The 24,987-nt window shown below is 64.6% G+C and carries 28 protein-coding genes and 2 tRNA genes; 23 read left to right on the top strand and 7 right to left on the bottom strand.

Annotation, left to right across the window (positions count from 1 at the left end; translation table 11 throughout):
• Window positions 1-89: 89 nt before the first annotated feature.
• Window positions 90-166 (bottom strand) — tRNA-Pro (locus ACFOOR_RS03800).
• A 123-nt stretch (window positions 167-289) separates the two neighbouring features.
• Here ACFOOR_RS03800 and ACFOOR_RS03795 point away from each other — a divergent pair.
• The 9 genes from ACFOOR_RS03795 (at window position 290) to ACFOOR_RS03755 (ending at window position 7,492) form a co-directional block, all read left to right on the top strand.
• Window positions 290-364: transfer RNA gene (locus ACFOOR_RS03795), tRNA-Gln, on the top strand.
• A gap of 520 nt (window positions 365-884) precedes the next feature.
• The gene (locus ACFOOR_RS03790) at window positions 885-1,658 is read left to right on the top strand and encodes a DUF3450 domain-containing protein (protein ID WP_343164099.1); all 774 of its coding nucleotides are present in this window, start codon (window positions 885-887) and stop codon (window positions 1,656-1,658) included.
• Between the two features lie 25 nt (window positions 1,659-1,683).
• On the top strand, window positions 1,684-3,066 hold the full coding sequence (locus tag ACFOOR_RS03785; RefSeq protein WP_343164098.1) for a MotA/TolQ/ExbB proton channel family protein: 1,383 nt from the start codon (window positions 1,684-1,686) through the stop codon (window positions 3,064-3,066).
• 24 nt (window positions 3,067-3,090) lie between these two features.
• Window positions 3,091-3,609, top strand: coding sequence for a MotA/TolQ/ExbB proton channel family protein (locus ACFOOR_RS03780; protein WP_343164097.1), 519 nt, complete (start codon window positions 3,091-3,093; stop codon window positions 3,607-3,609).
• A 4-nt stretch (window positions 3,610-3,613) separates the two neighbouring features.
• On the top strand, window positions 3,614-4,024 hold the full coding sequence (locus tag ACFOOR_RS03775; protein WP_343164096.1) for an ExbD/TolR family protein: 411 nt from the start codon (window positions 3,614-3,616) through the stop codon (window positions 4,022-4,024).
• A 32-nt stretch (window positions 4,025-4,056) separates the two neighbouring features.
• Window positions 4,057-4,461 carry an ExbD/TolR family protein gene (locus ACFOOR_RS03770; RefSeq protein ID WP_343164095.1) on the top strand — a complete coding sequence of 135 codons (405 nt, stop codon included), beginning with the start codon at window positions 4,057-4,059 and terminating at the stop codon, window positions 4,459-4,461.
• A 9-nt stretch (window positions 4,462-4,470) separates the two neighbouring features.
• A complete protein-coding gene (locus tag ACFOOR_RS03765; protein ID WP_343164094.1) occupies window positions 4,471-5,085 on the top strand; it encodes an energy transducer TonB in 615 nt (204 codons plus the stop codon).
• 89 nt (window positions 5,086-5,174) lie between these two features.
• Window positions 5,175-6,692, top strand: a complete 1,518-nt coding sequence (locus ACFOOR_RS03760; RefSeq protein ID WP_343164093.1) for a tetratricopeptide repeat protein — start codon at window positions 5,175-5,177, stop codon at window positions 6,690-6,692.
• Between the two features lie 197 nt (window positions 6,693-6,889).
• A complete protein-coding gene (locus ACFOOR_RS03755) occupies window positions 6,890-7,492 on the top strand; it encodes an energy transducer TonB (RefSeq protein WP_343164092.1) in 603 nt (200 codons plus the stop codon).
• A gap of 59 nt (window positions 7,493-7,551) precedes the next feature.
• On the opposite strand, the gene ACFOOR_RS03750 is transcribed toward ACFOOR_RS03755, so the two are convergent.
• From ACFOOR_RS03750 to ACFOOR_RS03740, 3 genes are read right to left on the bottom strand one after another with little or no spacing between them, the layout of a single operon-like run.
• Entirely contained in the window at window positions 7,552-9,855 is a 2,304-nt protein-coding gene (locus ACFOOR_RS03750) for a S9 family peptidase (RefSeq protein ID WP_343164091.1), read from the bottom strand.
• A 30-nt stretch (window positions 9,856-9,885) separates the two neighbouring features.
• Entirely contained in the window at window positions 9,886-10,293 is a 408-nt protein-coding gene (gene msrB, locus ACFOOR_RS03745) for a peptide-methionine (R)-S-oxide reductase MsrB (RefSeq protein ID WP_343164090.1), read from the bottom strand.
• 37 nt (window positions 10,294-10,330) lie between these two features.
• Window positions 10,331-11,662 carry an MFS transporter gene (locus ACFOOR_RS03740; RefSeq protein WP_343164089.1) on the bottom strand — a complete coding sequence of 444 codons (1,332 nt, stop codon included), beginning with the start codon at window positions 11,660-11,662 and terminating at the stop codon, window positions 10,331-10,333.
• A 53-nt stretch (window positions 11,663-11,715) separates the two neighbouring features.
• Here ACFOOR_RS03740 and ACFOOR_RS03735 point away from each other — a divergent pair, with 53 nt between their 5' ends.
• The 14 genes from ACFOOR_RS03735 to ACFOOR_RS03670 all read left to right on the top strand — a co-directional run bounded on the left by ACFOOR_RS03735 (window position 11,716) and on the right by ACFOOR_RS03670 (window position 22,958).
• Complete coding sequence (locus ACFOOR_RS03735; protein WP_343164088.1) at window positions 11,716-12,819, top strand: DUF2336 domain-containing protein; 1,104 nt, start codon at window positions 11,716-11,718, stop codon at window positions 12,817-12,819.
• Window positions 12,820-12,942: 123 nt separating this feature from the next.
• Complete coding sequence (locus ACFOOR_RS03730) at window positions 12,943-13,431, top strand: Na+/H+ antiporter subunit E (protein WP_343164087.1); 489 nt, start codon at window positions 12,943-12,945, stop codon at window positions 13,429-13,431.
• Window positions 13,428-13,745 (top strand): monovalent cation/H+ antiporter complex subunit F, encoded by a 318-nt coding sequence (locus ACFOOR_RS03725; protein ID WP_343164086.1) that lies wholly within the window; start codon window positions 13,428-13,430, stop codon window positions 13,743-13,745. Before ACFOOR_RS03730 ends, ACFOOR_RS03725 begins: the two co-directional genes overlap by 4 nt.
• Window positions 13,742-14,104 carry a monovalent cation/H(+) antiporter subunit G gene (gene mnhG, locus ACFOOR_RS03720; RefSeq protein ID WP_343164085.1) on the top strand — a complete coding sequence of 121 codons (363 nt, stop codon included), beginning with the start codon at window positions 13,742-13,744 and terminating at the stop codon, window positions 14,102-14,104. Before ACFOOR_RS03725 ends, mnhG begins: the two co-directional genes overlap by 4 nt.
• Window positions 14,104-14,670, top strand: coding sequence for a DUF4040 domain-containing protein (locus ACFOOR_RS03715; RefSeq protein WP_343164084.1), 567 nt, complete (start codon window positions 14,104-14,106; stop codon window positions 14,668-14,670). Before mnhG ends, ACFOOR_RS03715 begins: the two co-directional genes overlap by 1 nt.
• Complete coding sequence (locus ACFOOR_RS03710; protein WP_343164083.1) at window positions 14,667-15,110, top strand: Na(+)/H(+) antiporter subunit B; 444 nt, start codon at window positions 14,667-14,669, stop codon at window positions 15,108-15,110. The genes ACFOOR_RS03715 and ACFOOR_RS03710 overlap by 4 nt, the downstream gene beginning before the upstream one ends.
• Window positions 15,110-15,676 (top strand): cation:proton antiporter subunit C, encoded by a 567-nt coding sequence (locus ACFOOR_RS03705; RefSeq protein WP_343164082.1) that lies wholly within the window; start codon window positions 15,110-15,112, stop codon window positions 15,674-15,676. The genes ACFOOR_RS03710 and ACFOOR_RS03705 overlap by 1 nt, the downstream gene beginning before the upstream one ends.
• On the top strand, window positions 15,673-17,202 hold the full coding sequence (locus tag ACFOOR_RS03700; protein WP_343164081.1) for a monovalent cation/H+ antiporter subunit D family protein: 1,530 nt from the start codon (window positions 15,673-15,675) through the stop codon (window positions 17,200-17,202). The genes ACFOOR_RS03705 and ACFOOR_RS03700 overlap by 4 nt, the downstream gene beginning before the upstream one ends.
• A complete protein-coding gene (locus tag ACFOOR_RS03695) occupies window positions 17,199-18,659 on the top strand; it encodes a proton-conducting transporter transmembrane domain-containing protein (RefSeq protein WP_343164080.1) in 1,461 nt (486 codons plus the stop codon). The genes ACFOOR_RS03700 and ACFOOR_RS03695 overlap by 4 nt, the downstream gene beginning before the upstream one ends.
• Entirely contained in the window at window positions 18,656-19,003 is a 348-nt protein-coding gene (locus ACFOOR_RS03690) for a hypothetical protein (protein WP_343164079.1), read from the top strand. The genes ACFOOR_RS03695 and ACFOOR_RS03690 overlap by 4 nt, the downstream gene beginning before the upstream one ends.
• Window positions 18,996-20,708, top strand: a complete 1,713-nt coding sequence (locus tag ACFOOR_RS03685) for a Na(+)/H(+) antiporter subunit D (RefSeq protein WP_343164078.1) — start codon at window positions 18,996-18,998, stop codon at window positions 20,706-20,708. The genes ACFOOR_RS03690 and ACFOOR_RS03685 overlap by 8 nt, the downstream gene beginning before the upstream one ends.
• A 149-nt stretch (window positions 20,709-20,857) precedes the next feature.
• Window positions 20,858-21,709 (top strand): hypothetical protein, encoded by an 852-nt coding sequence (locus tag ACFOOR_RS03680; protein ID WP_343164077.1) that lies wholly within the window; start codon window positions 20,858-20,860, stop codon window positions 21,707-21,709.
• 149 nt (window positions 21,710-21,858) lie between these two features.
• Window positions 21,859-22,209 carry a helix-turn-helix domain-containing protein gene (locus ACFOOR_RS03675; protein WP_343164076.1) on the top strand — a complete coding sequence of 117 codons (351 nt, stop codon included), beginning with the start codon at window positions 21,859-21,861 and terminating at the stop codon, window positions 22,207-22,209.
• Window positions 22,197-22,958, top strand: a complete 762-nt coding sequence (locus tag ACFOOR_RS03670) for a DUF6456 domain-containing protein (protein ID WP_343164075.1) — start codon at window positions 22,197-22,199, stop codon at window positions 22,956-22,958. The genes ACFOOR_RS03675 and ACFOOR_RS03670 overlap by 13 nt, the downstream gene beginning before the upstream one ends.
• Here ACFOOR_RS03670 and ACFOOR_RS03665 read toward each other — a convergent pair.
• From ACFOOR_RS03665 to ACFOOR_RS03655, 3 genes are all read right to left on the bottom strand, one after another.
• A complete protein-coding gene (locus ACFOOR_RS03665; RefSeq protein ID WP_343164074.1) occupies window positions 22,934-23,344 on the bottom strand; it encodes a SufE family protein in 411 nt (136 codons plus the stop codon). The genes ACFOOR_RS03670 and ACFOOR_RS03665 overlap by 25 nt on opposite strands.
• Window positions 23,345-23,401: 57 nt before the next feature.
• Window positions 23,402-23,683 (bottom strand): hypothetical protein, encoded by a 282-nt coding sequence (locus tag ACFOOR_RS03660; RefSeq protein ID WP_343164073.1) that lies wholly within the window; start codon window positions 23,681-23,683, stop codon window positions 23,402-23,404.
• A 208-nt stretch (window positions 23,684-23,891) separates the two neighbouring features.
• Complete coding sequence (locus ACFOOR_RS03655) at window positions 23,892-24,920, bottom strand: hypothetical protein (RefSeq protein ID WP_343164072.1); 1,029 nt, start codon at window positions 24,918-24,920, stop codon at window positions 23,892-23,894.
• Between the last annotated feature and the right edge of the window lie 67 nt (window positions 24,921-24,987).

The following is a 24,987-nucleotide window of genomic DNA, read 5'->3' as shown; positions in this document are numbered from 1 at the left end:
GGCACGGTCGAGGGGACGCGCATGAGAGGAGTCCCGCCCGGGCGGGATTCGCGTCGCAGCGGACATGCAATGACGGGGGCGGGACAGAATGGTCGGAGTAGCAAGATTCGAACTTGCGACCCCCGCCTCCCGAAGACGGTGCTCTACCAGGCTGAGCTATACTCCGAACCGAGGCCGCGGCTTATAGCGGCAGATTCCGGGGTGTGCAACGCATACCGCGCAGCCCCGTTGCATCCGTCGCAGCTTGCCGCTATCTACCCCGCTCACGCGGTCCGGACAGGCCACGGATTGGGGCGTCGCCAAGCGGTAAGGCAGCGGTTTTTGGTACCGCCATTCCCAGGTTCGAATCCTGGCGCCCCAGCCACTTCTCTTCGTTTTCCTTCCAATTCCGTATCCGGAGAGACGGCCCTCAGCGGGCCGATTGCGGTCACACAGAAATGTGATCTGGCCAAAAAATTCGAAATGTAATATCGTAACGGAACCTGCAGTCAGGCTGCAGCGTTTCGCCCGTGGGGCGAGCGCCAAGTTGCGCATCGCCCGCTGAAGGAGAAAGTCGTCACGGTTTCGATGTTCATCGCAGCAGGATATGGCTTCGGTGTATTGATCGCCGCGCAACAGAACGCTAGCGTGGCCGGCGGTGAATGGCGCGAAGCGTCTTGGACGATACGTCGGCGGATCAACCGCCGCGGGGGAAGGGGTTCACAGCACTGTCTCCAACATCGTTTAGGGATTCGCGTAACCGGGAGCGTTTTCCGGATTCAGGGCCGTTGTTTCAGCGGTCATCTAACTGGGGCTTTTTCCGGCGGTTGGCGCCGGTTTGACAACCGAGGGGAAATTCCAGGGCGGAGGCTGCATGCCCCGTCCGGATCATTGTGAGGCGAGACATGGCGAAGATGAGGTATTGGCTCAGCGCGTCCGTTGCGGCGGCTCTCTTGACCGGGGTGGCCGGCGGCGCAGCTCAGGCCCAGATCAACGATGTGATCCGTACCGCGCAGCAGGCGACGCAAGACGCCGCCAATGCGCAGCGGCAGATCGACGACCTGGACGACGCGGCAACTGACGACGAGCTGCAGTTCCGCGCGCTCCAGCAGCAGATCGAATCGCAGCGGCTCTATATCGAGCAGCAGCGGGTCTTCCTGCAGTCGCAACAGAACGAAATCGCGTCGCTCGAACAGCAGATCGGCCGCGTCGACAATGTCGGCGTCGAGATCCTGCCGATGATGCGCGACATGGTTCAGAACCTCGAAAACTTCGTGAACCTGGACCTGCCGTTCAATGTCGAGAACCGTCAGGAGCGCATCGCGAACCTGTACGAAGACCTCGACAACCCGGAAATCTCCGCGGCCGAGCGTTATCGCCTGATCCTGAACGCCTACGACATCGAGGCGTCCTATGGCCGTCAGATCGACTCCTATGACGAGGAAGTCGAGATCGACGGCGTTCCGACCAACGTTCCGACGCTTCGCATCGGCCGTGTCGCCCTGATCCGCGACATGCCGAACGGCGCCCTGATGGTCCGGACCCAGTACAATAGCGACTGGGAACCGGTTTCGGGTGCGAGCGATGCGGCGGTCACCGGCGCATTCCGTATCGCGCAGGAAGTTACCACGCCTGACCTGTTCACCGCGCCGATGCCGGGCTCGGAAGACGCTCAGTAGGCCTCGAGAGACGGAGATTCACGCGATGAATAAGTCCTTCAAGATTTTCGCTGCCGCCATCTCGATGGGTGCAGCGCTCGCCGGAAGCGCCATGGCTCAATCCGAGCCGGCTTCCTCCATCAGCGAACTGCTCAACCGCGTCCGCACGGACGCGCGGGAAATGAGCGCAGAAAACCAGCGCCGCCTGCAGGAATTCCGCGAAGCCCGCGGCCAGCAGTCGGCCCTCCTGGCCCAGGCCCGCTCGCAGCTGAGCGCGCTGGAAGGCCAGGCGGCTGGCATCCGTACCCAGTACGACCAGAACGAAGCCCGCATCGACGAGCTGAGCGCTCAGCTCCGCGAAGCGCAGGGCGAATTCGGCGAACTGTTCGGCGCGGCCCGCCAGACGGCCGGTGAATTCGCGTCGATCATCGACGCGTCGATCGTTTCCGCGCAGGTGCCGAACCGCACCGCCACGCTGGTCGAACTGTCCGAAAGCCGCGCGCTTCCGGGCACCGAACAGCTCAGCCAGATCCACCGCCGCATGACGGAAGAGATGATCCTGCAGGGCCAGGTCGTCACCTTCGATCGCGTGGTCAACGGTCTCGGCGGCGGTCAGCCGGTGTCGGTGACCCGCGTCGGTCCGTTCATCGCCTGGGCGAATGACGGCAGCACGATCTTCGTGCAGTGGACCGAAGGCGAGAATGGCGATTTCGACCTGTCGCCGCTCGACCGTCAGCCCCCGGCCGACATCGTGAACGCGGCCAGCCGCGTGACCAACGCGTCTTCCGATGAAATCGTGATGGGTCCGGTTGACCCGTCCCGCGGCGGCCTTCTGGCCATCTACCGCGACGTGCCGAACCTGCAGGAGCGTATCGCCCAGGGCCGGACCGTCGGTTACATCATCCTTGGCCTGCTCGCGATCTCGGTCGCCTTCGGCCTGCTGCGTCTCGTCCAGCTGCTGCTGGAATCGGGCGCGGTCGCTGCCCAGAAGCGCCGTTCCACGCCGTCGCGTGGCAACTCGCTGGGCCGCGTCATGGCGGTGTACGAAGAGTACAAGGACCGTGGCATCGAAACGATCGAGCTGAAGCTCGACGAAGCCATCCTGCGGGAGACGCCGAAGCTCGAATTCGGTCTGAACTTCCTCAAGCTTGCGGCTGGTATCGCGCCGCTGCTCGGCCTGCTGGGTACCGTTACGGGCATGATCCGTACCTTCACCCAGATCACCCTGTTCGGTACCGGCGATCCGAAGATCATGGCCGGCGGTATCTCGGAAGCCCTCGTGACCACGGTGCTCGGTCTCGTGTCGGCCATCCCGCTCCTCTTCATCCACAGCTTCGCCGCCAGCTTCGCTCGCGGTGTCCAGCAGGTGCTTGAAGAACAGGCCGCGGGCATGGTTGCGCGTTCCGCCGAAGAACGTCGTCCGTCCTAAGGGGCTACTGAAGGAGGCACGCACATGGATGCGGCTATCACAGGCCTTCAGGAGTTTCTCGAGCGGGGAGGCCCCGTGCTCGTGGTGATCATGATCGCTACGTTTGTCATGTGGGCCTTCATCCTCGAACGGCTGGTATATTTCGGTCTTGCCGAAAAGGGACATTCCAAGCGTGCCGTCCGTGAATGGTCGGCCCGCGAGGACCACAAGTCCTGGCATGCCCACGCGATCCGCGACCAGCTGATCTCCGAGGTAAAGCAGCGCAACTACCAGAATGTCGAACTGATCAAGACCCTCGTCGCCATCGCCCCGCTGCTCGGGCTGCTGGGCACGGTGACGGGCATGGTCTCGGTGTTCGACACGATGGCCATTCTCGGTTCGTCCGATGCCCGCGCCATGTCGGCCGGTGTGTCACGTGCGACGATCCCGACCATGGCCGGCATGGTGGCCGCGCTTTCGGGACTTCTGTTCTCCAACCAGATCGAACGCATGGCACAGCACCGTACCGCTTCGCTCGCCGACGATCTCGAACTGGGGCTGTAATCAGATGAGACGCAGAAAGAACAGGGCGAACGACCAGGCCGAGGTCAACATGACCCCGATGCTGGATATCGTTTTCATCCTGCTGATCTTCTTCATCGTGACGGCGACCTTCCTGCAGGAAGAGGGCCTGAACATGCAGCCGCCGCCGCAGTCGCCGGAAACGCCACCGGATCCGGCCCCGGTCATCTTGGTCGACGTGAATGACCAGGGCCGTGTGTTCGTGAACCAGCAGCAGACCGATCCGGAACGCGTGCTGGCCGCGGTCTCGCGCTTCCGTGCCGAGAACCCGCGCAGCGCCGTTCTGATCGCACCGCAATATCAGGCCGATCACGGCATCGTGGTGCTGATCTGGGACGACATGCAGGCGAACGGCATCCCGGTTTCGGTCCAGCCTGCTGAACGCGTTCAGCAGTGATGTCCGGCCGCGCGAAAGAAATGGAGTAAGTCATGGCTCGCAGAGCTAGCCGTGTGAATACCGAAGAAGAAGAGATCGAGCTGAACATGACGCCGATGCTGGACGTCGTTTTCATCCTGCTGATCTTCTTCATCGTGACTTCGGTCTTCGTGAAAGAGCCCGGCGTGGACGTGACCCGTCCCGACGCGGTCACCACGGATCGGGAGCGCCCGTCCATCCTGATCGCCGTGACCGCGGCCGATGAGGTCTGGATCAACCGCCGTGTGTACGACATCAACGGCGTGCGCGGCGCGGTCGAACAGCTGATCGAGGAAAACCCGCGGGCCGAGGCGATGATCCAGGGCGATGCCGCTGCCAGCAGCGGCCTGGTCTTCGAGGTCCAGGAAATCCTCGGCGACATGGGCGTGCCGGTGAACATATCGACGCGGAACAACTAGGAGGCCGTCATGCCAGGACTTCTGAGACTGATCATCGGCATTCCGATCGCGGCGATCATCACCTTCGCCCTGTTTTCGCTGATGCAGGTGCTGATCTTCACCGACAGCGAAATCGAAGACGAAGTGCGCGACGAGATCCAGATCGACATCCGTCCGGAGGTCGAGGAACTCGCCCGCCAGCGCAATGTCGATATCCGCGACGTGGACCAGGTCACGCCGCCGCCTCCGCCTCCGCAGATCGAGCGGCAGCGGGCGCAGCAGCCGACCGAGGGTCTGTCGACCATCGTGGGCGAAATCCCGCGGTTCGAAGCGCCGCAGCTGAACTCGCAGAGCGTCAACTTCTCGGTCTCCGACCGCGACGCGCAGCCGTTGGTGCGGATCGAGCCGCAATATCCGCCGCGCGCTGCCGAGCGGGGCCTTGAAGGGACGTGCAATGTCCGCTTCGACGTGAACCCGGACGGCACGCCGACAAATATCAACGTCTATCAGTGCTCCAGCTCGCTGTTCGAAAGCGCGGCCCGCCGCGCGGTGGAGCGCTGGCGCTACAACCCGAAGATCGTTGATGGTGTTCCGGTGTCGCGCTCGGGCGTGGAAACCCAGTTCGTCTTCCAGCTCAACGACTAGAGCCGGATCGATGTGACGGCCGCTTCTGGCGGCGAGAAGAGGCCCAGGGCCTGAATTGGCGCCGGTCACCGGCGCGCAGGAGAGCGTGAATGATGCTGTCTACGAAAGCCCAGAACCTGTCCCGTCTCCGGCTGATGCTGTCGGCGGTCTTCGTGGCGGGCGCGATCGGTTTCACCGCACCCGACGCCTCGGCGCTGCGCATGATCGTGCAGGAAGAGGAAGAGGCCGCGAACCGGTCCTTCTCGGCGGAAATCGGTGAAATCGTGCTCCGCGCCCAGGACCTGCAGTCCAACGATCAGTGGCAGGAATCGATCACCCAGCTGGATCGCGCCCTCGCCCGTTCGGGGATCACCCCGTACGAGCGGATGATCTCGCTGCAGCTGCGCGGCCGGGCCTATTACGAAACCGACCGCATGAACCAGGCGATCGACGACTGGCGTGCGGCGATCGCCACCGGGATCATGACGACCGAAGAGACGGTCGGGCTGCGGATCAATATCGGTCAGCTGCTGATCGCGTCCGAACGGTATAATGAAGGCATCGACGAAATCCTCGCGGCCGCGCGCGCCGGCGGGGAAATCAACGAACGCCTCGCAATGATGCTGGCCCAGGCCTATGCCCAGGCCGACCGCTTCCAGGAAGGCCTGCGCTACGCCGAACAGGCCTTCGAAGGGGCCAATCCGCGCGAGCGCCGCCACTTCAACCTGGTGCTGTACTACTATCAGTCGCTCGATCGTGTGGCCGACCAGATGCGGATCATCGGCGAAATGGCCGCGCGCTGGCCTGCCGAGAAGAATATCTGGACGTCCTACGCATCGCTTCTGGCCCAGAACGATCGCGAAGAAGAAGCGTTCGAAGTCAACAAGATCATGTATATCAACGGGATGCTGACCGAAGGCCGCGAGATCGTTCGCGTGGCCCAGTATTACAGCTTCTACGACGTTCCCTATCGCGGGGCCTCGATCCTCGAGCGCGAGATGAATGCGGGCCGCGTCGAGCGGACCACGGACAATGTGGAACTGCTCGCCAATATGTGGCGTCAGGCGCGTGAGTGGGACCGGGCGATTCCGGTGCTGCGCCAGCTCGCCCAGATGACCAATACCGGCGAGAATTACCTCAAGCTCGGTGAAGCCCTCTATCAGCAGGGTGAACTGGCGGCAGCGACCGATGCGATCGAACAGGCGCTGAATCGGGGCGGCCTTCGCCAGACCGGCAATGCCTGGGTGCTGCTCGGCAATATCCGCTACGAGCTGAACAACCGGCAGGGCGCCATCGAGGCGTTCGATCGCGGTGCGCAGTTCGGCGAGTCCCGCCGGACGGCCGAAGGCTGGGCGCGGTTCGTGCGCGAGGAAATCCGCTTCGAGCAGGAACGTCCGCGGATCCTGGAACAGCTGCAGCGTGACTCCTGCCGCTTCACGGTCGAAGATCAGCGCGACACCTCGGTGCTGCTGGGCCGGGTCGATCCGGAAACCGGACGCCTGCTGCTCGACCTGCCGGAAGAGTGCGAGCGCTACTACAACCAGTTCGGCGACCCGATCGGCGATCAGGCCGCTCAGGACGAAGAAGGCGCCGCCGCCGCACAGCGTGCGGAGACGCAAGAGGGCTGATCGCCCGTCTCGCCTGAAATTGGATCAAGGCCCCGCTTCGCCGGGGCCTTTTTCTTTGCCTCTTCGGGAATTCCGGCCCCCTGCCCAGAACATGACACAATCGCAATGTTATCATGTAACCGTTATCGGGTAACGGTGTTCATCCGGAGCAGGGGCGACGGAGCCGTGCCCGGCACACAAGCCAGGGGAGGCTTCACATGCGCCTTGCACGCTTCGCGGCCGGAATGCCGGCCGCCGCCACGGTCACCTTCTTCCTGTTTCTCGGGATGATGACGCTGATCACGGTCGAATACCGTGAGGAAGCGCCGATTCCCGACTACGAGATCGACATCTTCCCGACGGTCGAACCGATACCCGATCCCGAGATTCGTACCGACCTCCCGGTCACACAGTTCGATCCGCCGCCACCGCCGATCCGTCTGGAGGTGGCGCGCGCCGCGGTCGATGCCGCGCCCGAAGCGATGGATATCGGAGCCTTGCCGACGATCGAGACGCCCGCGATCGAGCATCAGGGCATCTATGTTGCCGCCAACCGCGAGGAAACGCCGCTGGTCCGCTTCGACCCGGTCTATCCCGACAACCTGCTGATGCGGGGCGTCGAGGGCAATTGCCTCGTCGTCTACGACATTGCCGCGGACGGAACGCCGTTCAACATCTCGGCGAATTGTTCGAATTCGGGCTTCGTCCGGAGTGCGGAGCGAGCCGTCCAGCGCTGGCGGTTCAATCCGCGGCGCGAGGACGGACAGGATGTTGTCCGCCGTGCCCGTCAGACCAATCTCGACTTCCGCATTGCGGACTGAATGAAAAAGGGCGGCGCCTTGCGGTGCCGCCCTTCTTCAATCGGTTTTTATCTCCGCGCCTATTCCTGCGCCACCAGTTCCAGCTGGTGGACTTCCTCGTCGGCGAGGCCGGTGACCATCAGGGCGAAGGCCCAGTTTTCCGCGGCTTCGCGGAGCGAGTCGAAGCGGCCTGACGCGCCGCGATGCCCGGCGCCCATATTGGTGCGCATCAGGGTGAGGCCATCATCGGTCCGCGTGGCACGCAGGCGCGCCGTCCACTTCGCGGGTTCCCAATAGGTCACCCGCGGATCGGTCAGGCCGGCCGTGGCGAGCACGTGCGGATAGGCCTGCGCCGACACCTGGTCGTAGGGCGAATAGGCGAGGATCGTGTCGTAGTCCGCCTCGCTGGTGAGCGGATTGCCCCATTCGGGCCATTCCGGCGGGGTCAGCGGAAGGGTCTCGTCGCTCATCGTGTTGAGCACGTCGACGAAGGGCACGGCGGCGATGGCACCGGCAAACAGGTCCGGCTCCATGTTGATGGCCGCACCGACCAGCAGCCCGCCGGCGGAACCGCCATAGGCGACGATATTGCCGCGGGTTGTGAAGCCGTCCTCGACCAGCGCATTCCCGGCCGAGACGAAGTCGCGGAAGGTGTTCTGCTTCAGCGCCAGCTTGCCGTCGAGATACCACTGATAGCCGTTGGCCATGCCGCCGCGAATGTGAGCGATGGCGTAGATCATGCCGCGATCGACCAGCGACAGCGGCGTGACGCGGAAGCCGGCCGGAATGGTGATGCCGTAGCTGCCATAGCCGTAGAGCATCAGCGGTGCGGACCCGTCGAGCGGCGTGTCGCGGTGGTAGAGAACAGTGACCGGGATCTGCACCCCGTCATGCCCCGCCGCCATGATGCGGCGCACGACATAGTCCTGCGGGTCGTGGCCGGACGGGATTTCCTGGCGCTTCATCAGCGTGCGCTCGCGGGTGGCCATGTCGTAGTCATAGGTCTCCTGCGGCGTCGTCGGCGACTCGTAGGAGAAGCGCATCGTGTCGGTGAAGTATTCGTAGCCGCTGTCGATGCCGAGCGCGTAGGCTTCTTCCTCGAAGGCGATCTCGTGCTCCGCGCCGTCTTCCAGATTGCGAACCACGATGCGGGGCAGGGCGTTTTCGCGCTCGATGCGGACCAGCCAGTTGCGGAAGCCGAGCAGGCCGGTGACGAGCACGCCCGGACGGTGGTCGATCACGTCTTCCCAGTTGGCACGCTGCGGCGAATCGAGCGGGGCGGACATGATCCTGAAGTCGACCGCACCACCAAGATTGGTGAGGATGTAGAACTGCCCGCCGGCCTCGGTCAGGGAGTATTCGACATCGGTCTCGCGTTCCGACACCAGGATGGCGTCGGACATCGGGTTGTTGGCGTCGATCAGACGCACTTCCGATGTGGTGTGGCCGGACGCGTTGATCACGACATAGCTGTCGCCATCGGTCTTGCCGACATTCACGAAGAAGCCGTCATCGGCCTCCTCATAGACCAGCGTGGACGAGACCTCGCCGCGGATCTGGCGGTAGACGCGCTTGGAGCGGCCATTGTCGTCGCGCCACACCCAGAACAGGGTCGAGGAATCGTTCGCCCAGACGAAATCGCCGGTGCTTTCGTCGGTCAGGGTCGCCACGATCTCGCCGGTGGCGAGATCGATGATGCGGACCTCATAGTATTCCGACCCGCGCGTATCGACGCCGTAGGCCAGCCAGCGGTGGTCGGGCGAGTGCTCGACATCGCCGAAATCGAGATAGTCGACGCCTTCGGCGAGCGCGTCGCCATCAAGCAGGATTTCCTCCTCGCCGACGGGTTCGCGGGTCTCGGGATCGATCGGGCGGCGGGCGAAGACCGGATACTGACCGCCCTCGCGGAAGCGGGTGTAGTATTCGAAATCGCCGTCAGAGTCGGGCACGGAAGAATCGTCTTCCAGGATGCGGCCGCGCATTTCCTGGTAAATGCGTTCCTGCAGCGCTTCAGTCGGCTGCATCACCGCATTGTAGTAGGTGTTTTCCGCCTCGAGGTGATCGCGGATGTCCTGCCGCAGCACGGAGGGGTCGCGCATGACCTCCTGCCAGTTGTCATCGCGCAGCCAGCCATATTCGTCGGTCCGCGTGCGGCCGAGCTGTTCGATCTCGACCGGGCGCCGTTCGGCGACCGGGGCCTCGATGGCGCGGGCGCGCTCGATCAGGGTTTCGGTTTCGGCGGCCGGCGCGGCGCCGGTATCGTCTCTGGTGGCGGCCTGCTGGCCCATCGTCGTCTCCTCGCCGCAAGCGGCAACAGTCAGGGCGGCGGCGACGGCCGAGGCCAGAAGGCCCAGCCGGCGGAACGCAACGCGGTTGTCGGTCATTGAAGGCACTCTCCCCAAGGCGGTTTCAGGTCACTTTTCGCCGCCACCGGGCCGGAAGTCCAGCACGGTGCCATTGACGCAAAAGCGCTTGCCGGTCGGCTGCGGTCCATCGTCGAAGACATGACCCAGATGCGCGCCGCAATTGGCGCAGTGAATCTCCTTGCGCGGAGCGATCAGCCTGAAGTCCCACTTGGTCTCGATCGCATCGGGATCGAGCGCCTCGAAGAAGGACGGCCAGCCGGACCCGGAATCGTATTTCGCGTCGGACTTGAACAGACCGGACCCGCAGACCCTGCAGCGGAACTCGCCGTCGCGCTTTTCGACGTTCAGCGGATGAGAGTGGGGCGGCTCGGTGCCTTCGCCGAAGGCGATCGCCTGTTCTTCCGGCGTCAGCCTGTCGCGCAGGGCGTTGATTTCGTCTTGGGTCAGGCGGGGCATGTCCGTCTCCTTTGCGGGGGCTGGGGGAGAGATAGGGTCAGATGAGCCGGTTTGCAGCCCGGCCGACCTTCAGTAGCGGCGTGGCGGCAGCCAGCCAGACCAGAAACAGGCCAAGGCCCGCCATCGGGATGAGCGCCGACATGTGCGGCCCGAGCGCGGCGACGATGAAACCCATCAGGGCCGCCCCGACCGGCATGCCGCCAAACAGGCCGAGCTGATAAACCGACATGACGCGCGCCACCATGTCGGAGGGGGCGTTTTCCTGAACCACGGCGCGGCTGAGCGAAATCGCCACGCCGGCGCCGAGTCCCCAGCCAAGATCCAGCACATACAGCCCCCAGAAGGGCAGGTGCAGCGCCATCAGGCCGAGACTGGCCACGGTGACCATCTGGGCGACAATGATGACAAGACCCGGGCGTTCGATCGAACCGAAGCGCGCGAGGACGAGATTGGCCAGGAGCGCGCCGACCCAGAATACGACAAGCAGGCTGGACAGCTCGGAATAGCCTCCGCCGTAGATGTCGCGGACGAGAACCGGGATGATGACGAAGAAGCCGCCGCCGACCACGAAGAAGCCGACGGCGATCATCAGCCAGGTCATCGGGCCGAGGACGGGCGAGGTGAAGACCGCCTTCATCCCGTCGACGAGATCACGGAGCACGTGGGGTTTGTCGCGCCGCCGCGTCCGAAGACGCGGCAGCTGAAAGGCGGCCGCCATGCCGAGCGCGAACCCGCCGGACTGCACCGCGAACATGATCGCGGGCCCCGTCCAGCGCGTGGCGTAGCCCGCCGCCATGCCGGCGATCTGGGCCCCGAACTGGGCGATCGTTGTCAGGATGACCGCCTTCTGCAGCGTGATCGGATGTCCGGTGCGGTTGGCCAGCTCGACCACCGGGTTGATCGCGGAATCGCGGGCCGGCAGAACGAAGGCTCCGCATGCGCCGACACCGAGGGCGTAAACGATCAGCAGCGGATAGGAGAGCCAGCCCGTCGCGAGCAGCGCCGAAAGCGTCACCGCTGCGGCGGCGGCCACGCCGTAGAAGATGATGAGCAGCTTGCGGCGGCCCCGGCGTTCGGCAAGCACGCCCGCCGCCGGGAGAAGCAGCAGCATTGGCAGCGTCAGCGCCATCTGCGCCAGACCAAGCCGTTCCGGGCTTTCCCCGAGCGTGAAATAGACCACGCCCGGATAGAGTGTCGTCTGCAGGCCAAAGCTGAAAAACCATCCCGCGACGATGGCAAGATAAGCCGCGAACGGACGAGAACTGGTCGAGGTGATCATCGCGCCCCGGGCAATGACGTCAGGCAGGCGGTCAAACTGCGTCGCCAGACGCCGAAGGGCAAGGCGGCGAATCCGCACGTTTGCAGCCACGCTTCCTTAACGCGCTCGCGGTCATGGTGCGCCGAGACAGTCGCAGAATCGCCATGGCCTATTCCGAAACCATCGATCTCCAGCCGCAACAGGCCCTGTCGGGCCGGACCCGAACCGTGATCGCACGGCGGCTGGCGGATATTGTCTGCCTGCCGTCGAGCCGGATCGGCCCGCAGGAACGCTGGATCGTCGGCGACCTGCTGCACGAAATCCTGAAATACAGCGAGCCAGGCTTGCGCCGCCGGGTTGCGGCGCGACTCGCCGACATCGCCGACGCGCCCTCTGGCCTGGTGCGCTCGCTGGCCATCGACACGTTCGAGGTCGCCGAACCGCTTCTGGAACGCTCGCAGACCCTGACCGATTTCGACCTGCTGGAAATCATCAAGGCCGGAAATCTCGAACACCGGATCGCGATTGCCAAACGCGACCGCGTGTCGGAAGTCGTCACCGCCACCCTGATTTCAGGGGGCGAATACAACGTGATCATGGCCCTCCTGAAGAATCACGGTGCGCATGTTGCGCCACCGACCATCGATCACCTTGTTGCCGCCGCGTCCGAGGAAGCGACGTTCGTTCCGCTGCTTCTGAAACGCCCCGAACTGCGACCGCGCGCAGCCATGCGGCTGTTCTGGTCGGCGCGGCATGCCGAACGGTTCCAGATCCTCGAACGTTTCGGCGTCGATCGCACCTTGATGATCGAAGCGGTCGACGATGTCTTCGCGATGGCGGCTCAGGAAGCCGATCCCGATCCGCTGGTCGTCCGGGCACTGGTTTTCGTCGACCGCCGCCAGCGTGACCGGGAGGCCATGGCCCGCAGCCCCTTTGGTACGCTGGAAAACGTGTTCGACAAGATGGCGCGCGATGGGGCGACACCTGAACTGCTCGATGCCGCGAGTCAGATCGCCAGCATCAGCCGGCCGCTGCTGGCGCGGATGTTCGACGATCCGGGCGGCGAAGCCCTCGCAGTGCTCGTCAAGGCAACCGGGGCGGACCGGGTCTATCTGTCCCAGCTCTGGCGGGCGCTCGGCCGGTCGGAATCGCTGCCGGCCTTCGGGGAAGCGGTGATCGTGCACGACTCGCTTTCGGTCGAACGGGCTCAAACCATCCTGCGCTACTGGGACTGGGCCAATCTCGGCAAGGGCTTGCGCCGGGGCTGACATCCCGGGCAACTGCACCTGTCCACGGGTTTTGTACCGGTAGCGCTGGTCAAGGCCGCCACCCCCCGTTAAATACCGCCCCAATCGGTCGGATAGCCGTCCGGGATCCGCAGGGGAGGCTGCATGATTTACGGCACCGGTCTGGCCGTCATTCTCGCCGTCATCTGGTGGGTGTTGTCGGGGTATGACAAGACGCTGTTGCTCTCCCTGGGAGCGGCCAGCGTCGTCGTGACACTGTTGCTCGCGATCCGGATGCGCATCATCGATCGCGAAACGGCGCCCTTCTTTCGTCTTCCGACGCTGATTCCCTTCTATACGTGGCTTGGCGGCGAGATCGCCAAGTCCAATGTCGCGGTGCTCAAGGCGGCGCTGAAGCCGGAGATCGATGTCACGCCGCGCCTCGTTCGGGTACCCGTTAAGGCCCAGTCCGATCTCAGCCGCTGCATCTTCGCCAACTCGATCACGCTGACGCCCGGGACGGTAACGGTCGAGGTCGAGAAGGACGCCTTCCTTGTTCATGCGCTGACGCCCGATTTCACCGGGGCGGACGGATTCGCCGAGATGAATGCGCGGGCCGACCGGGCCACTGACGGGCGGAGACAATCCTCATGATGGTGTGGGTGAATCTTGCCGCCGCGCTGTGCATGGCTGGCGCGATGGCGCTGATGCTGGCGCGCCTGTTCATCGGGCCGACGCTCTATGACCGCGTGCTGGCCGCCAACAGTTTCGGCACGAAAACGGTTCTGCTGCTACTGATCTTCAGCCTGATGGTCGGGCGCAGTGATGGCGTCGACATCGCCCTGCTTTACGCGCTGATCAACTTCATCGCGACGATCGCGATACTGAAGTTCTTCCGCTACCGCTCGCTCGAGATCGCCCTGGCGCAGATGTCATTGCGCCGCGCCATCGGGGGAGATGACGAATGACACTCATGGAGATCGTCCTGCTGGTTCGCGACATCGCCAGCATCGCGCTGATGGCGACAGGCCTCGTCTTCGTTCTCGCCGGGGCGCTCGGCGTTCTGCGTCTGCCGGACTTCTACACCCGAATGCACGCCGCCGGGGTGACGGACACGCTGGGCGCAGAGCTGATCGTCTTCAGCCTGATCCTGCAGGCGGGTTTCACACTGCTCGCCGCGAAGCTGCTGCTCGTGGGTTTCCTGCTGTTCCTGACCAGCCCGACGGCGACCCATGCGGTGGCGAATGCCGCACACCGGGCCGGCGAGAAGCCGTGGCTGTCGCGCTTCCACCCCAAGCATCCCCGCGACCGTGAGGGAGAGGCCTGATGGACAGCTTCGACTGGACCCAGCTGCTCGACTACGCGCTGATGGCGATGCTTCTGGCCGTCGGCGTGGCGATCGTGCGCCTGCGCAACCTGTTCGCGGCGGTCATGCTGATGGGCGTTTACAGCCTGCTGTCGGCCGCCTGGTTCGTGTCGCTGGACGCGGTCGATGTGGCATTCACCGAGGCAGCCGTGGGGGCGGGTATTTCCACGGTCCTGATGCTGGGCGCGATGCTGCTGACCGCGCGCGAAGCCGAGCCGGTCAAGGCCGGCCGTCACTGGGCGGCGCTGGCGGTGGTTCTCGCGACCGGTGCGGCGCTGTTCTTCGCGATCGGCGACATGCCCGCCTATGGCGACCCGAACGCGCCGGCCAATGCCTATGTCGGTTTCGACTATCTGATCCGGACGCCGCAGGAAGTGGCCGTGCCGAATGTCGTGACCGCCGTGCTCGCGAGCTATCGCGGTTTCGACACGTTCGGCGAGACGGTGGTGATTTTCGCGGCCGGTCTGGCGGTCATGCTGCTGCTGGGTTTCGGTGGCAAGAAGTCGAAGAAGGAGGGCGGTGAATGAACCCGCATCTGGTCCTTCGAGTGGTTTCGAAACTGCTGATCCCGATCATCGTAATCTTCGGATTCTATGTCCATTTTCATGGCGATTACAGCCCGGGCGGCGGCTTCCAGGCCGGCGTGATCATCGCTTCTGCGGTGATCCTCTACGCGCTGATCTTCGGCATGGACGCAGCCCGTGAAGCGGTGCCCGCCTGGTTCGTGCGTGCTGGCAGTGCGGTGGGCGTGCTGATCTATGGCGGCACAGGCTTTTTGACCTGGCTGCTGGGCGGAAACTTCCTCAGCTACGACATGCTGGACCCGGACTCGACGCACCATGCCGGCCAGCATCTCGGTATCCTGCTGGTCGAGCTCGGCGTCCTGACCACGGTGTTCTCCGTCATGGTCGTGATCTTCTACACCTTCGCCAGCCGCGCGCCGGACATCCCGGAAGGGGAGTGGTGATGCTCGAACTCCTCGCCGAACGGTTCAATTTCATAATCGTCATCGTCCTGATGATGACCGGCCTGTATGCCGTGATCGCGACCGGAAACCTGGTCAAGCGCCTGGTCGGACTGTCGCTGTTCCAGACCTCGGTCTTCCTGCTCTACATCACCATGGGCAAGGTGTTCGGCGGCCAGCCGCCGATCCTGCCTGAATATGGTGGCGGGCATGGCGAGGGATATGGCGGTGACGGCGCGCACGGCACCGGCGATGCGGCGCATGCAGCCGCCGGCGAAGCCGCGCACGGGGCGGAAGACGTGCTGCAGCAGGCCGCCGAGGCCCTGACCGAGCCGGTCGCCAGCACCCAGGCACATGCCGTGCTCGACGGGGCCGACGGGATCGGGCACGCCGTCTATTCCAATCCGCTGCCGCACGTCCTGATCCTGACCGCGATCGTGGTCGGCGTGGCGACGCTGGCCGTGGGCCTGGCGCTGGTCGTGCGGATCCGGGAGAGCTACGGCACGATCGAGGACGAGGCGATCAATAGCGCCGATTATGCGATCGATCGCGGGGAGATCGGCCGGTGATTGATACGCTGACCTCCTTCCTGCCGCCGCTGCTGGCGGATCACGCCGTCGTGCTGGCCGTTGTGATTCCGCTGACGCTCGCGCCGGTCGCGGCGATCATGCCGAATGGCCGGCTTGGCTGGCTGGTCGCGCTGCTCGGCACGCTGGCCGCAGCGATCCTGACGATCGCCATTGCCGGCGATGTCGCGCAGAACGGCATCATCAGCTACGCGCTGGGTGACTGGGCGCCGCCGCACGGGATCGAGTTCCGCGTCGATGCGCTGAACGCCGCGGTGCTGGTCCTGGTCGCGGTGCTGGGCCTGCTGGGCGTGGTCTATGCGCTGCCCAGCGTGGCGGACGAGATCGCGCGGGACAAGCAGTCGCTGTTCTATTCGGCCTTCCTCGTGTGCATTGCCGGCCTGATGGGCGTGGCAAGCACGGGCGACGCCTTCAACATGTTCGTCTTCCTCGAGATCTCGTCGATCTCGACCTACACGCTGGTCGGCATGGGCGCGGGGAATGACCGCCGTGCCCTGACGGCCGCCTACAATTACCTGATCCTCGGCACGATCGGTGCGACCTTCTTCGTGATCGGTGTCGGCTTCCTCTACATGGCGACCGGCACGCTCAACATGGCCGACATCGCCGACCGGCTTCCGGCGATTCAGGACAGCCGGGTGGTGCAGGCGGCCTTCGCCTTCATCATCGTCGGACTGGGCCTGAAAGCGGCGATGTTCCCGCTGCATCTCTGGCTGCCGAACGCCTATGCCTTCGCGCCGAATTTCGTGACGGTCTTCCTCGCCTCGACCGCGACGAAGGTGGCATTCTACACGCTGATCCGCTTCGTGTTCGACATCTTCCCGTCCGACGCGCCCTTCGTGCAGGTCTCCTTCCTGTGGGTGTTCGCGGTGCTCGGCGTGATCGGCATGATCGCCGGGTCGATCCAGGCGATCTTCCAGAACGATGCGCGCCGCCTGCTCGCCTTCTCATCGGTGGCGCAGGTCGGCTACATGATGCTTGGCCTCGGCATCGGCACGATGGCCGGCATATCGGCCGGCGTGCTGCACCTGCTGAACCACGCGATGATGAAGGGCGCGCTGTTCATGGCGCTCGGCATTTTCGCGCTGCGCTTCGGCGTGCGCCAGATCAGCGATCTGTCCGGGCTCGCCCGCTCGATGCCGGCGACGTCGGTGGCCTTCACCATCGGGGCGCTCAGCCTGGTCGGCGTGCCGATGACGGTCGGCTTCTGGTCGAAATGGTATCTCGTCGGCGCTGCGCTCGAGGCGGGCTGGTGGTGGGCCGCTGCGGCGGTGATCATCTCCTCGCTGCTGGCGCTCGGCTATGTCGCGCGCCTGCTCGCGGCGATCTGGGTCGGCAAGGTGCCGGTGCATCGCGGCGAGGAAGTTCACAGCCGCGCGCCGCTGTCCATGGCGGTGCCATTGTGGATTCTGGCGGCGGCCAACATCGTCTTCTTCTTTGACCTGTCACCGGTGCTCGAAATGGCGCGCGCCGCGGCCGAGGCGGCCTTTGCGGGAGGCATCCGATGACCCCGGAACTCGGGCTCGCGCTCGCCATCGCATTGCCGGCGCTGGGCGCGGTCATGATCGGTCTTCTGGGCCGCTGGCCGAATGTGCGCGAAGGCGCCACCCTGGTCACCGCCATCGTGCTGGCGCTCAACGTCGCCTATCTCTTCTCGATCGCGCATGAGGGCGCGGAACTGACGCTGCTCGGCATCGATGACGGGCTGTCTCTGAGCTTCCGCCTGGAGCCGCTGGGGGCGCTGTTCGCCGCCGTGGCAAGCGGGCTGTGGATCGTCAATTCGCTCTATTCCATCGGCTATATGCGGGGGAATGAGGAGAAGAACCAGACACGCTTCTATGTCTGTTTCGCGATCGCGCTGGCCAGCGCGATGGGCGTCGCCCTCTCGGCGAACCTCGTCACCATGTTCCTGTTCTACGAGGCGCTGACGCTGTCGACCTATCCGCTCGTCGCGCACAAGGGTGACGAGAAGGCGCGCAAGGGTGCGGCGATCTATCTCGGCATCCTGCTCGGCACGTCGATCGGCCTGCTGCTGCCCGCCATCATCGCGACGCAGTATTTCGCCGGGACGACCGAGTTCACGCGCGGCGGCATCCTGGGTGATGTCGCGCCGATGATTTCCGGCGTGCTGCTGGTGATGTACGCCTTCGGGATCGGCAAGGCAGCGCTGATGCCTGTCCACCCATGGCTGCCCAATGCCATGGTGGCGCCGACACCGGTGTCGGCACTGCTGCACGCCGTGGCGGTCGTGAAGGCGGGCGTGTTCGCGATCCTGAAGGTCGCAACCTATGTCTTCGGACCGGCGACGATTGCGGCGGCCCCGACCTCCGGTCCGCTGGCCTGGATCGCTGCGGGCTCGATCGTGCTGGCTTCGGTGATCGCGCTGACCAAGGACAATCTGAAGGCCCGGCTGGCCTTCTCGACGGTGTCGCAGCTGTCCTATGTGACGCTCGGCGCGATGCTGGCGTCGCCGCTCGCCCTGATGGGCGCGGCGCTGCAGATCGTGATGCATGCCTGGGGCAAGATCACGCTCTTCATGTGCGCGGGTGCGATCTACACCGCGACGAAGAAGACCGAGATTTCGCAGATGCGCGGTCTTGGCAAGCTGATGCCGTGGACGTTCGGCGCCTTTGCCGTCGGGTCGTTCTCGATCATCGGTCTGCCGCCCTTCGGCGGCACATGGCCGAAATTCTTCCTGATGGAAGGCTCGCTGCAATCGGGGCATATCGCCCTGATCGCGGCGCTGGTCGCATCGTCCGTCCTCAATATCGCCTATCTGATGCCGATCCCGGGGCGCGCCTTCTTCGGCTATGAGCCGGAGGCGCCGCTGAAGAAGAAAACGCCGGTGCTCGCGGTGCTGCCGCCGGTGATCACCGCGGCAGGCACACTCGTCCTGTTCTTCCTGATCGGTCCCCTGACCGACTTCCTGTCACCCGTGTTCGAAACGGGAGCGGATCTGCCATGACCGACGCAACGCCGAAAACACCGAAAACGCCGAAGAAGAAGGCGGAGACGGTCAAACCGGACGCGGATGACGGCATTCATCCGCTGGCCCGTCCCTTCCTTTGGCTTGATTCCAAATGGGCGCGCCGCGCGCCGTTCTGGATCTTCCTGACCGCGGCCCTCGGTTTGCTGGCGTGGGAATTCTTCCACCCGCGCCACGCCTACTCGAAGTGGGAAGAGATTTTCGGCTTCTACGAAATCGAGGGCTTTTTCGGCTTCTGCCTGGCGGTGCTGGCCGGCTGGCCGCTGAGAAAGCTGTTGTGGCGCAGCGAGGACTATTACGACCGCGAGGGCAGCGATGATTGACCTGATGTCCGGCCTGTCGCCGGCCTGGCCGGTTCTGATCGCGGGCGTGCTGTGCGCGGTGATGCCGTGGCATTACGCGCGCAAGGCGCTGATGATCCTTGCGCCGCTCGCTGCCGGCCTGTTCTGGTTCCTGACGCCGCAGACCGGCGTGTTCGGCGTATTCGAGGCCGCCGGTTTCACCTTCGAGACCTATCGCTTCGACCCGCTGTCGCGGATCTGGGGTCTGGTCTTCATCCTCGCCGCGTTTCTCAACGGGCTTTACGCGCTGCACGAGCGCGACCGGATGTCGGACACCGCGGCGCTGCTCTACACCGGGGCCGGCATCGGCGCGGTTTTCGCCGGTGACTTCCTGACCCTGTTCTTCTTCTGGGAACTGACGGCGATCACGTCCGTCTTCCTGGTCTGGGCCGGCCGCAATCCGGCGGCTTTCCGGGCCGGCCACCGCTATCTGGCGATCCACGTGCTGTCCGGCGTGCTGCTGCTCGCCGGCGCGATTTTCTACGCCAATCACTCGGGCAGTTGGCAATTCAACGCCGTCGATGTGAATGCGCCGGGCGGCCTCCTGATCCTGCTGGCCTTCGGCATCAAGGCGGCCTTCCCGCTGCTGCACAACTGGCTGCAGGACGCCTATCCGAAGTCGACCGCAGTCGGCGCGGTGGTGCTGTCCGCCTTCACGACCAAGCTGGCGATCTACGCCCTGGCGCGTGGCTTTGCCGGTCTCGAACCGCTGATCTGGGTCGGCGCGATCATGACCGCCTTCCCGGTCTTCTATGCGGTGATCGAGAACGACCTGCGCAAGGTGCTGGCCTATTCGCTGAACAACCAGCTCGGCTTCATGGTCGCCGGTATTGGCGTCGGCACGGCGCTGGGTCTGAACGGCGCGGCGGCGCACGCCTTTGTGCACATCATCTACAAGGGCCTGTTGTTCATGACGATGGGCGCGGTGCTGATGCGGACCGGCTCGACCAAGGCGACCGATCTCGGCGGGCTGTACAAGTCGATGCCGCTGACGGCGCTGTTCTGCCTGATCGGGGCGGGCGCGATCTCGGCCTTCCCGCTGATGTCCGGCTTCGTGGCCAAGGCGCTGACGATTTCCGCCGTGGCGCAGTCGGGGCAGACGATCCCCTTCCTGATCCTGGTGTTCGCTTCGGCGGGTGTGCTGGAGCATTCGGGCATCAAGATCCCGTACTTCGCCTTCTTCGCCCACGACGCCAAGAAGCGGGTCAAGGAAGCTCCGTGGAACATGCTGCTCGCCATGGGTCTGGCCGCCTTCCTGTGCATCTATCTCGGGGTGAATTACGGGGCGCTTTATGACCTCCTGCCGTTCAGCATGGAGGCGTATCAGCCGTATTCGCTCGACCACATCGTGGGGCAGATGCAGCTCCTGCTGGCCGCGCTCTTCGCCTTCACCTTCCTGGTCCGGTTCAAGCTCTACCCGGCCGAAGTGCCGGGGGTGAATCTCGACACGGACTGGCTCTACCGCAAGGCGGGGAACAATTTCGTGCGCTGGAGCTGGAAGATGTTCGACCGGATGATGGGGTCTCTCGGCCATGTCCGCACCCGTATCCGCGCGCGCCTCGGCGACCGGTTGTTCAACGTGTTCAGCCCCGCTGGTGCGTTGAGCCGGGATATTCCGAGCGGCCTTCTGGCGATCTGGACCAGCGTGCTTCTGGGCATCGTCCTGCTGATCGCCTATCTCGCCTAACCGGCTCACGACACGGCCCACGCGTGCGATTCAGCAAGGATTTCAATGCCGACCGCGTGTCAGCACGAGGCACGGGACCCCTGCTTGTTGCGCGACTTTCCGAGGTTCGCGAAGAGGAGTAGGCTGAGCCTGTCATCTGGGGGGGTAGCATGCGGATTCCCACAATCGCCGGCATACTCGGCGGCGTCCTCCTCGCTCTCGCGGCCACCGCTCCCGGAGCCATTTCACAGACAAGCCCGACAGCTATCGCCGAGCCTCTCTCGGATGCTGACCTGGCGATGCTCAATCGGGAAGGGCGGCTGCTTCAGGTGGAACGCGAACTGATTGGCCTTCGAATCGAGACGCTCAATGAACTCCTGAATGCGCATGCACAGGGACTTCTCCTGATTGAGGTGGGAGGCTGGGGCACGCGTGTGTTCAGCCGCGCCTGGCTCGCCGATCAGTTTCGGCCCCGATGCACCGAGAGCGAATTCTCGCCATTTGAACTGGCAGGCATGACTGTCGAGGATTGTGTCAGTCTCCTGTCGGCACCGGCGATTGCAGAGTCGGAAACCATCGCGCGCGATCTGACCCAGGCCCGAGACGCTCTGTTCCGGCGGCGGGACGAGGTGCAGTTCGAACTGGAACAGATTCGCCGCCAGGTCATGGACGACGCCGACCGGCCAGGAAGCGCCTACGATCCGACAAGTGAGGTCGGCGACCCGGTCGGTGAAACCGATTATACCGATTGGATGACCGGAATTTTCGACACCGGCGGCGGCGTGATGCAGCTTTCGCCCTCCGGAGGGCGATACGAAGTTCAGAATGGCGTGATGACTGTGACCCGTATCGAGGGGCCTGTCATGGAGGGGCGTTGGCAGCAAAGCGCCTCTGCCGGACCCTGCCCGAATGGCCGGTTCAGGCTTACCTTCAGCGAGACCGGCTTTTCGGGCGTCTTCGGCTATTGCGACGAAGAGCCTACCCGCGTCGGCGGGTTTCAGGGCACGCGCCGCCGCGACTGACATCCTTCGTGCCGCCTGCATCCGGCTAATCCCCCATTCCGCAGCCGAGCAATCACAGGGTGCGAAATTAGCTGACACGCGAAAATAGGAAAGTTATCCTCTGATCTGCTTTTGTTCCTATCGTCGGGAGGCGAGACGGAGAGGTAGAGATGAGAGCGATCACTCCCCAACGGCTGGACGAGGCCCGAGCGCGGCTGACCCGCGAGGCGGTGGCCTTCACCTTCGGCATCGAACCTGACGCAATCGACGGACCGACGCGGGGCGCAAGTCATGTTGCGCTCGCGCGGCAGGTGGCGATGTATCTGACCCATATCTCGTTCGAGTTGAGCCTGTCTCGTGTGGCAATGGCGTTCGGCCGCGACCGGACCACGGCCTCTCACGCCTGCCACGTGATCGAGGACCGCCGCGACGATCCGGAATTCGATGCGCAACTCGACCGGCTCGAAGCCTTCCTGCGGTCCGCGCCGCTTCCGGCGGAGGTGCGGTCATGGCCGCAATAGGTGCGCGCTGGCTGAAGCGGCTGGCGGTTCCGGGAGCGCGTGTCCTGCCTGATCGCACCCGGGGTTACGCCGTTTTCCCCAAGGGCGACCGCCGCCGCCGGCCGGTGGCACATGTGACGCCTGACCAGTTTCACTTCGCCCGGGCGCAGGGATGGCTCGAACCCGAGGGTGAAGGTTATCGGCTGAGTGCAGGCTTCGACCGGGCCGGTGTCCGGTTCGCGCACGGCAGGGACGGCTTCATGGCCCAGCATGGCGGCTTTGAAACCGCCGGGATTGTCGATCGGGGCGGTCGAATCGAGACGGTCCGGCGACGCGCCGAGGCCTCGCCGCTCGACCGATGGCGCCGGGCGGGTCCGGACGGCGCTGCCCCCTTGCTCGACCGGGCGGAATACGAAGCCGGTGAGCGCCTGCGTGCCGATCATGTCCGCTCGACGATGAGTCAGCGGCTGACGGCTGACTCGACGTCGCCGCCCCGATCGAAATCGGGCCGCGGACCGTCCGCGCCCGAGGACGCGCCGCTCTCGGCGCTCGACGCGCGCACACGCGTTATGGATGCGCTCGAAGCGGTCGGGCCCGGACTCGACCGCGTCGTGTTCGCCGTGTGCATCCGGGAGGCCGGCCTCGGGGATGTCGAACGCGGGGAGGGCTGGCCGAAACGGTCGGGCAAGATTGCGCTGAAACTCGGTCTCACCCGGCTGGCCATCCATTACGGGATGAAACCGCGTCAGGCCGCTCCGGCTTCGCCCTGAATCCGGGCAATCATCGAATTGAGTCCGTTGGAGCGTTGCGGTGAAAGATGCTCGGCCAGACCGATGCGGGCCAGTACCTCGCGGGCATCGACGGAGCGGATCTCTTCAGCGGTGCGGCCGGAATAGAGCCGGATCAGAAGGGCGGCGAGACCGCGCACGATGTGGGCGTCGGAATCGGCTTCGAACACCAGGCGGTCACCGTCCCGGCGCGTCACCAGCCAGACCTGGCTGACGCAGCCCTTCACCCGGTGCGCCTCGTCGCGCGCGGTGTCGGGGAAGGGCGGCAGGGCCTTTCCCATGTCGATGAGATAGCGGTAGCGCTGTTCCCAGTCGCCGAGCAGGTCGAATTCGTCGACGAGGGTTTCGATGTCTTGGTGAACGCTCATGCCCTGCAACTAGGCAGGGCACGGGTCAGTGGCAAGTGCGGAAAACGGTCTGAGGGATCAGGCGTCCTGTTCGGGCCCGGCCTCGGCCTGGGCCTCGAGCCAGCGATTGACCCCTTCAGCCGTCGCATCGGTCAGTCCACCAAGCAGCACGCCGGCCTCGCGGCCCGCCTCGCACACGACCGGCATGTCGGCACAGAACTGCATCACGTCCTGTCCGGCGGCAATGACCTGTTCAAGCGATCGATCGCTTCCGTCCTGTGCCTGCGCACCCGTCAGCGCGGCGGGCGCAAAGGCAGCAACGACAACAATCCAGAACGCGGCGCGAAACAGAAACAACATCGACGATCGGCCTTTCCTTGCGGGTCAGTCACGTCCCTGCAAGTCTCACGCTAGGCGATCGGTTCCATCAATTCCAGAGAAACGGCAATCAATGCAAAATGAAGAGAAAACGACTTGAGAAAAATTCTAATGAATAAATTTTTTATTGCCCCGTTAAGGGGCAGTTTACCATGTCCCGCGGTGATACATGTTTCGTTAACTTTTTCGGTCAGTTCCGGCTCTGTCCGGCCTGCAGGCAGTCGCTGACGTCGATCAGCAGATGCTGCGCGATGCAGAAGCTGTCCTCATACTTGAAGTGGCCGGCGGCGATGCACTGGGCCATGTTGACCCGGGCCCAGGACAGGCAGCGCCGTGCCAGCGGATCCGACAGGAGCTGAGCGACCGCCTGATCGGTATAGGCGCTTTCGTCGTCGATGGCGCGCAGCGCCGCGATGGACAGGATGCGGCCAATACGGACGCGGTCCGGCTCATACGGCAGATCGGCCTCGAGCGAGAGGTTGGTTGTTGGTTGCGGCAGGCGCGGCGGACCGCTCAGCGCGGCGAGGCTCTGGATCTCCGACGAGGCTGCGCCCAGACCGTCCTCACCCCCGACAAAGGAGGTGTTGAACACTTCCATGGAGAGCGGCAGGGGCCGGTCGCCGGACTGGCTCAGCGACGCCAGGCGCGCTTCGCGGTCGCGCGCGACCCGCTGGGCCCAGGCGGCGCGCTGCAGGTCGTAGGCGGCCTGGCGGAATTGCTCGCCGAGAATGCGGATCTCACCGGAATCCTCGTCGATGACATCAAGCACGGTGGCGCTGGCGTCGGCGGAGTGGCGGAAGGCGGTGGCATAGGCCGGGTCATTGAGCAGGCCGGAGATGGCCGCCGCGGTGCCGTAATAGTCGGCGACCTCGCGCACATCGTCGAGATATTGCGGGTTCTGTTCGGCCACGAGCGAGGCATAGGCCAGCCAGGCCCGGGCCAGGCGCTCGTCCGCGAGATAGGAGGACAGGCTGTCCATCGCCTGGTCGAGATCGTCACCGGAGTCGATGGAGGAGTTGCGCAGATCGCCGATCACGCGGTGATAGCCGACATATTGCCCGGCCGATTGCAGCACGATGTCGTCGGAGACGGCCGGCCGCTCGATCGTGTCGAGCCGGAGCACGGGCGCATCGGCCGCAGCGGGCTCGGCCTGCGCGCCGGCCGGGTCGGTTTCCTGGATGAAGAGGGCTGCGGCGAAGGCGAAGGTCGTGAGGAACACGGAACCACTCCCGGTGACGGCTATTTCAGGGGCATCTTGCCGTGAGAACGAAGTCTTCACCAGAGGC

This window comes from Hyphobacterium vulgare (assembly GCF_042643335.1).
In the GTDB taxonomy this organism is placed as follows: Bacteria; Pseudomonadota; Alphaproteobacteria; order Caulobacterales; family Maricaulaceae; genus Hyphobacterium; species Hyphobacterium vulgare.
The sequence above is the reverse complement of the archived record's forward strand: the minus strand, read 5'-3'. Positions and strand labels throughout refer to the sequence as shown.

What these genes read in the sequence shown, in the direction of transcription:
- mnhG (WP_343164085.1), top strand. Translation starts at nt 13,742, where the DNA reads ATGACACTCATGGAGATCGTCCTGCTGGTTCGCGACATCGCCAGCATC.
- ACFOOR_RS03725 (WP_343164086.1), top strand. Translation starts at nt 13,428, where the DNA reads ATGATGGTGTGGGTGAATCTTGCCGCCGCGCTGTGCATGGCTGGCGCG.
- ACFOOR_RS03785 (WP_343164098.1), top strand. Translation starts at nt 1,684, where the DNA reads ATGAATAAGTCCTTCAAGATTTTCGCTGCCGCCATCTCGATGGGTGCA.
- ACFOOR_RS03685 (WP_343164078.1), top strand. Translation starts at nt 18,996, where the DNA reads ATGATTGACCTGATGTCCGGCCTGTCGCCGGCCTGGCCGGTTCTGATC.
- ACFOOR_RS03705 (WP_343164082.1), top strand. Translation starts at nt 15,110, where the DNA reads ATGCTCGAACTCCTCGCCGAACGGTTCAATTTCATAATCGTCATCGTC.
- ACFOOR_RS03675 (WP_343164076.1), top strand. Translation starts at nt 21,859, where the DNA reads ATGAGAGCGATCACTCCCCAACGGCTGGACGAGGCCCGAGCGCGGCTG.
- ACFOOR_RS03715 (WP_343164084.1), top strand. Translation starts at nt 14,104, where the DNA reads ATGGACAGCTTCGACTGGACCCAGCTGCTCGACTACGCGCTGATGGCG.
- ACFOOR_RS03670 (WP_343164075.1), top strand. Translation starts at nt 22,197, where the DNA reads ATGGCCGCAATAGGTGCGCGCTGGCTGAAGCGGCTGGCGGTTCCGGGA.
- ACFOOR_RS03710 (WP_343164083.1), top strand. Translation starts at nt 14,667, where the DNA reads ATGAACCCGCATCTGGTCCTTCGAGTGGTTTCGAAACTGCTGATCCCG.
- ACFOOR_RS03690 (WP_343164079.1), top strand. Translation starts at nt 18,656, where the DNA reads ATGACCGACGCAACGCCGAAAACACCGAAAACGCCGAAGAAGAAGGCG.
- ACFOOR_RS03680 (WP_343164077.1), top strand. Translation starts at nt 20,858, where the DNA reads ATGCGGATTCCCACAATCGCCGGCATACTCGGCGGCGTCCTCCTCGCT.
- ACFOOR_RS03665 (WP_343164074.1), bottom strand. Translation starts at nt 23,344, where the DNA reads ATGAGCGTTCACCAAGACATCGAAACCCTCGTCGACGAATTCGACCTG.
- ACFOOR_RS03695 (WP_343164080.1), top strand. Translation starts at nt 17,199, where the DNA reads ATGACCCCGGAACTCGGGCTCGCGCTCGCCATCGCATTGCCGGCGCTG.
- ACFOOR_RS03775 (WP_343164096.1), top strand. Translation starts at nt 3,614, where the DNA reads ATGAGACGCAGAAAGAACAGGGCGAACGACCAGGCCGAGGTCAACATG.
- ACFOOR_RS03765 (WP_343164094.1), top strand. Translation starts at nt 4,471, where the DNA reads ATGCCAGGACTTCTGAGACTGATCATCGGCATTCCGATCGCGGCGATC.
- ACFOOR_RS03790 (WP_343164099.1), top strand. Translation starts at nt 885, where the DNA reads ATGGCGAAGATGAGGTATTGGCTCAGCGCGTCCGTTGCGGCGGCTCTC.
- ACFOOR_RS03770 (WP_343164095.1), top strand. Translation starts at nt 4,057, where the DNA reads ATGGCTCGCAGAGCTAGCCGTGTGAATACCGAAGAAGAAGAGATCGAG.
- ACFOOR_RS03780 (WP_343164097.1), top strand. Translation starts at nt 3,091, where the DNA reads ATGGATGCGGCTATCACAGGCCTTCAGGAGTTTCTCGAGCGGGGAGGC.
- ACFOOR_RS03730 (WP_343164087.1), top strand. Translation starts at nt 12,943, where the DNA reads ATGATTTACGGCACCGGTCTGGCCGTCATTCTCGCCGTCATCTGGTGG.
- ACFOOR_RS03735 (WP_343164088.1), top strand. Translation starts at nt 11,716, where the DNA reads ATGGCCTATTCCGAAACCATCGATCTCCAGCCGCAACAGGCCCTGTCG.
- ACFOOR_RS03750 (WP_343164091.1), bottom strand. Translation starts at nt 9,855, where the DNA reads ATGACCGACAACCGCGTTGCGTTCCGCCGGCTGGGCCTTCTGGCCTCG.
- msrB (WP_343164090.1), bottom strand. Translation starts at nt 10,293, where the DNA reads ATGCCCCGCCTGACCCAAGACGAAATCAACGCCCTGCGCGACAGGCTG.
- ACFOOR_RS03755 (WP_343164092.1), top strand. Translation starts at nt 6,890, where the DNA reads ATGCGCCTTGCACGCTTCGCGGCCGGAATGCCGGCCGCCGCCACGGTC.
- ACFOOR_RS03760 (WP_343164093.1), top strand. Translation starts at nt 5,175, where the DNA reads ATGATGCTGTCTACGAAAGCCCAGAACCTGTCCCGTCTCCGGCTGATG.
- ACFOOR_RS03660 (WP_343164073.1), bottom strand. Translation starts at nt 23,683, where the DNA reads ATGTTGTTTCTGTTTCGCGCCGCGTTCTGGATTGTTGTCGTTGCTGCC.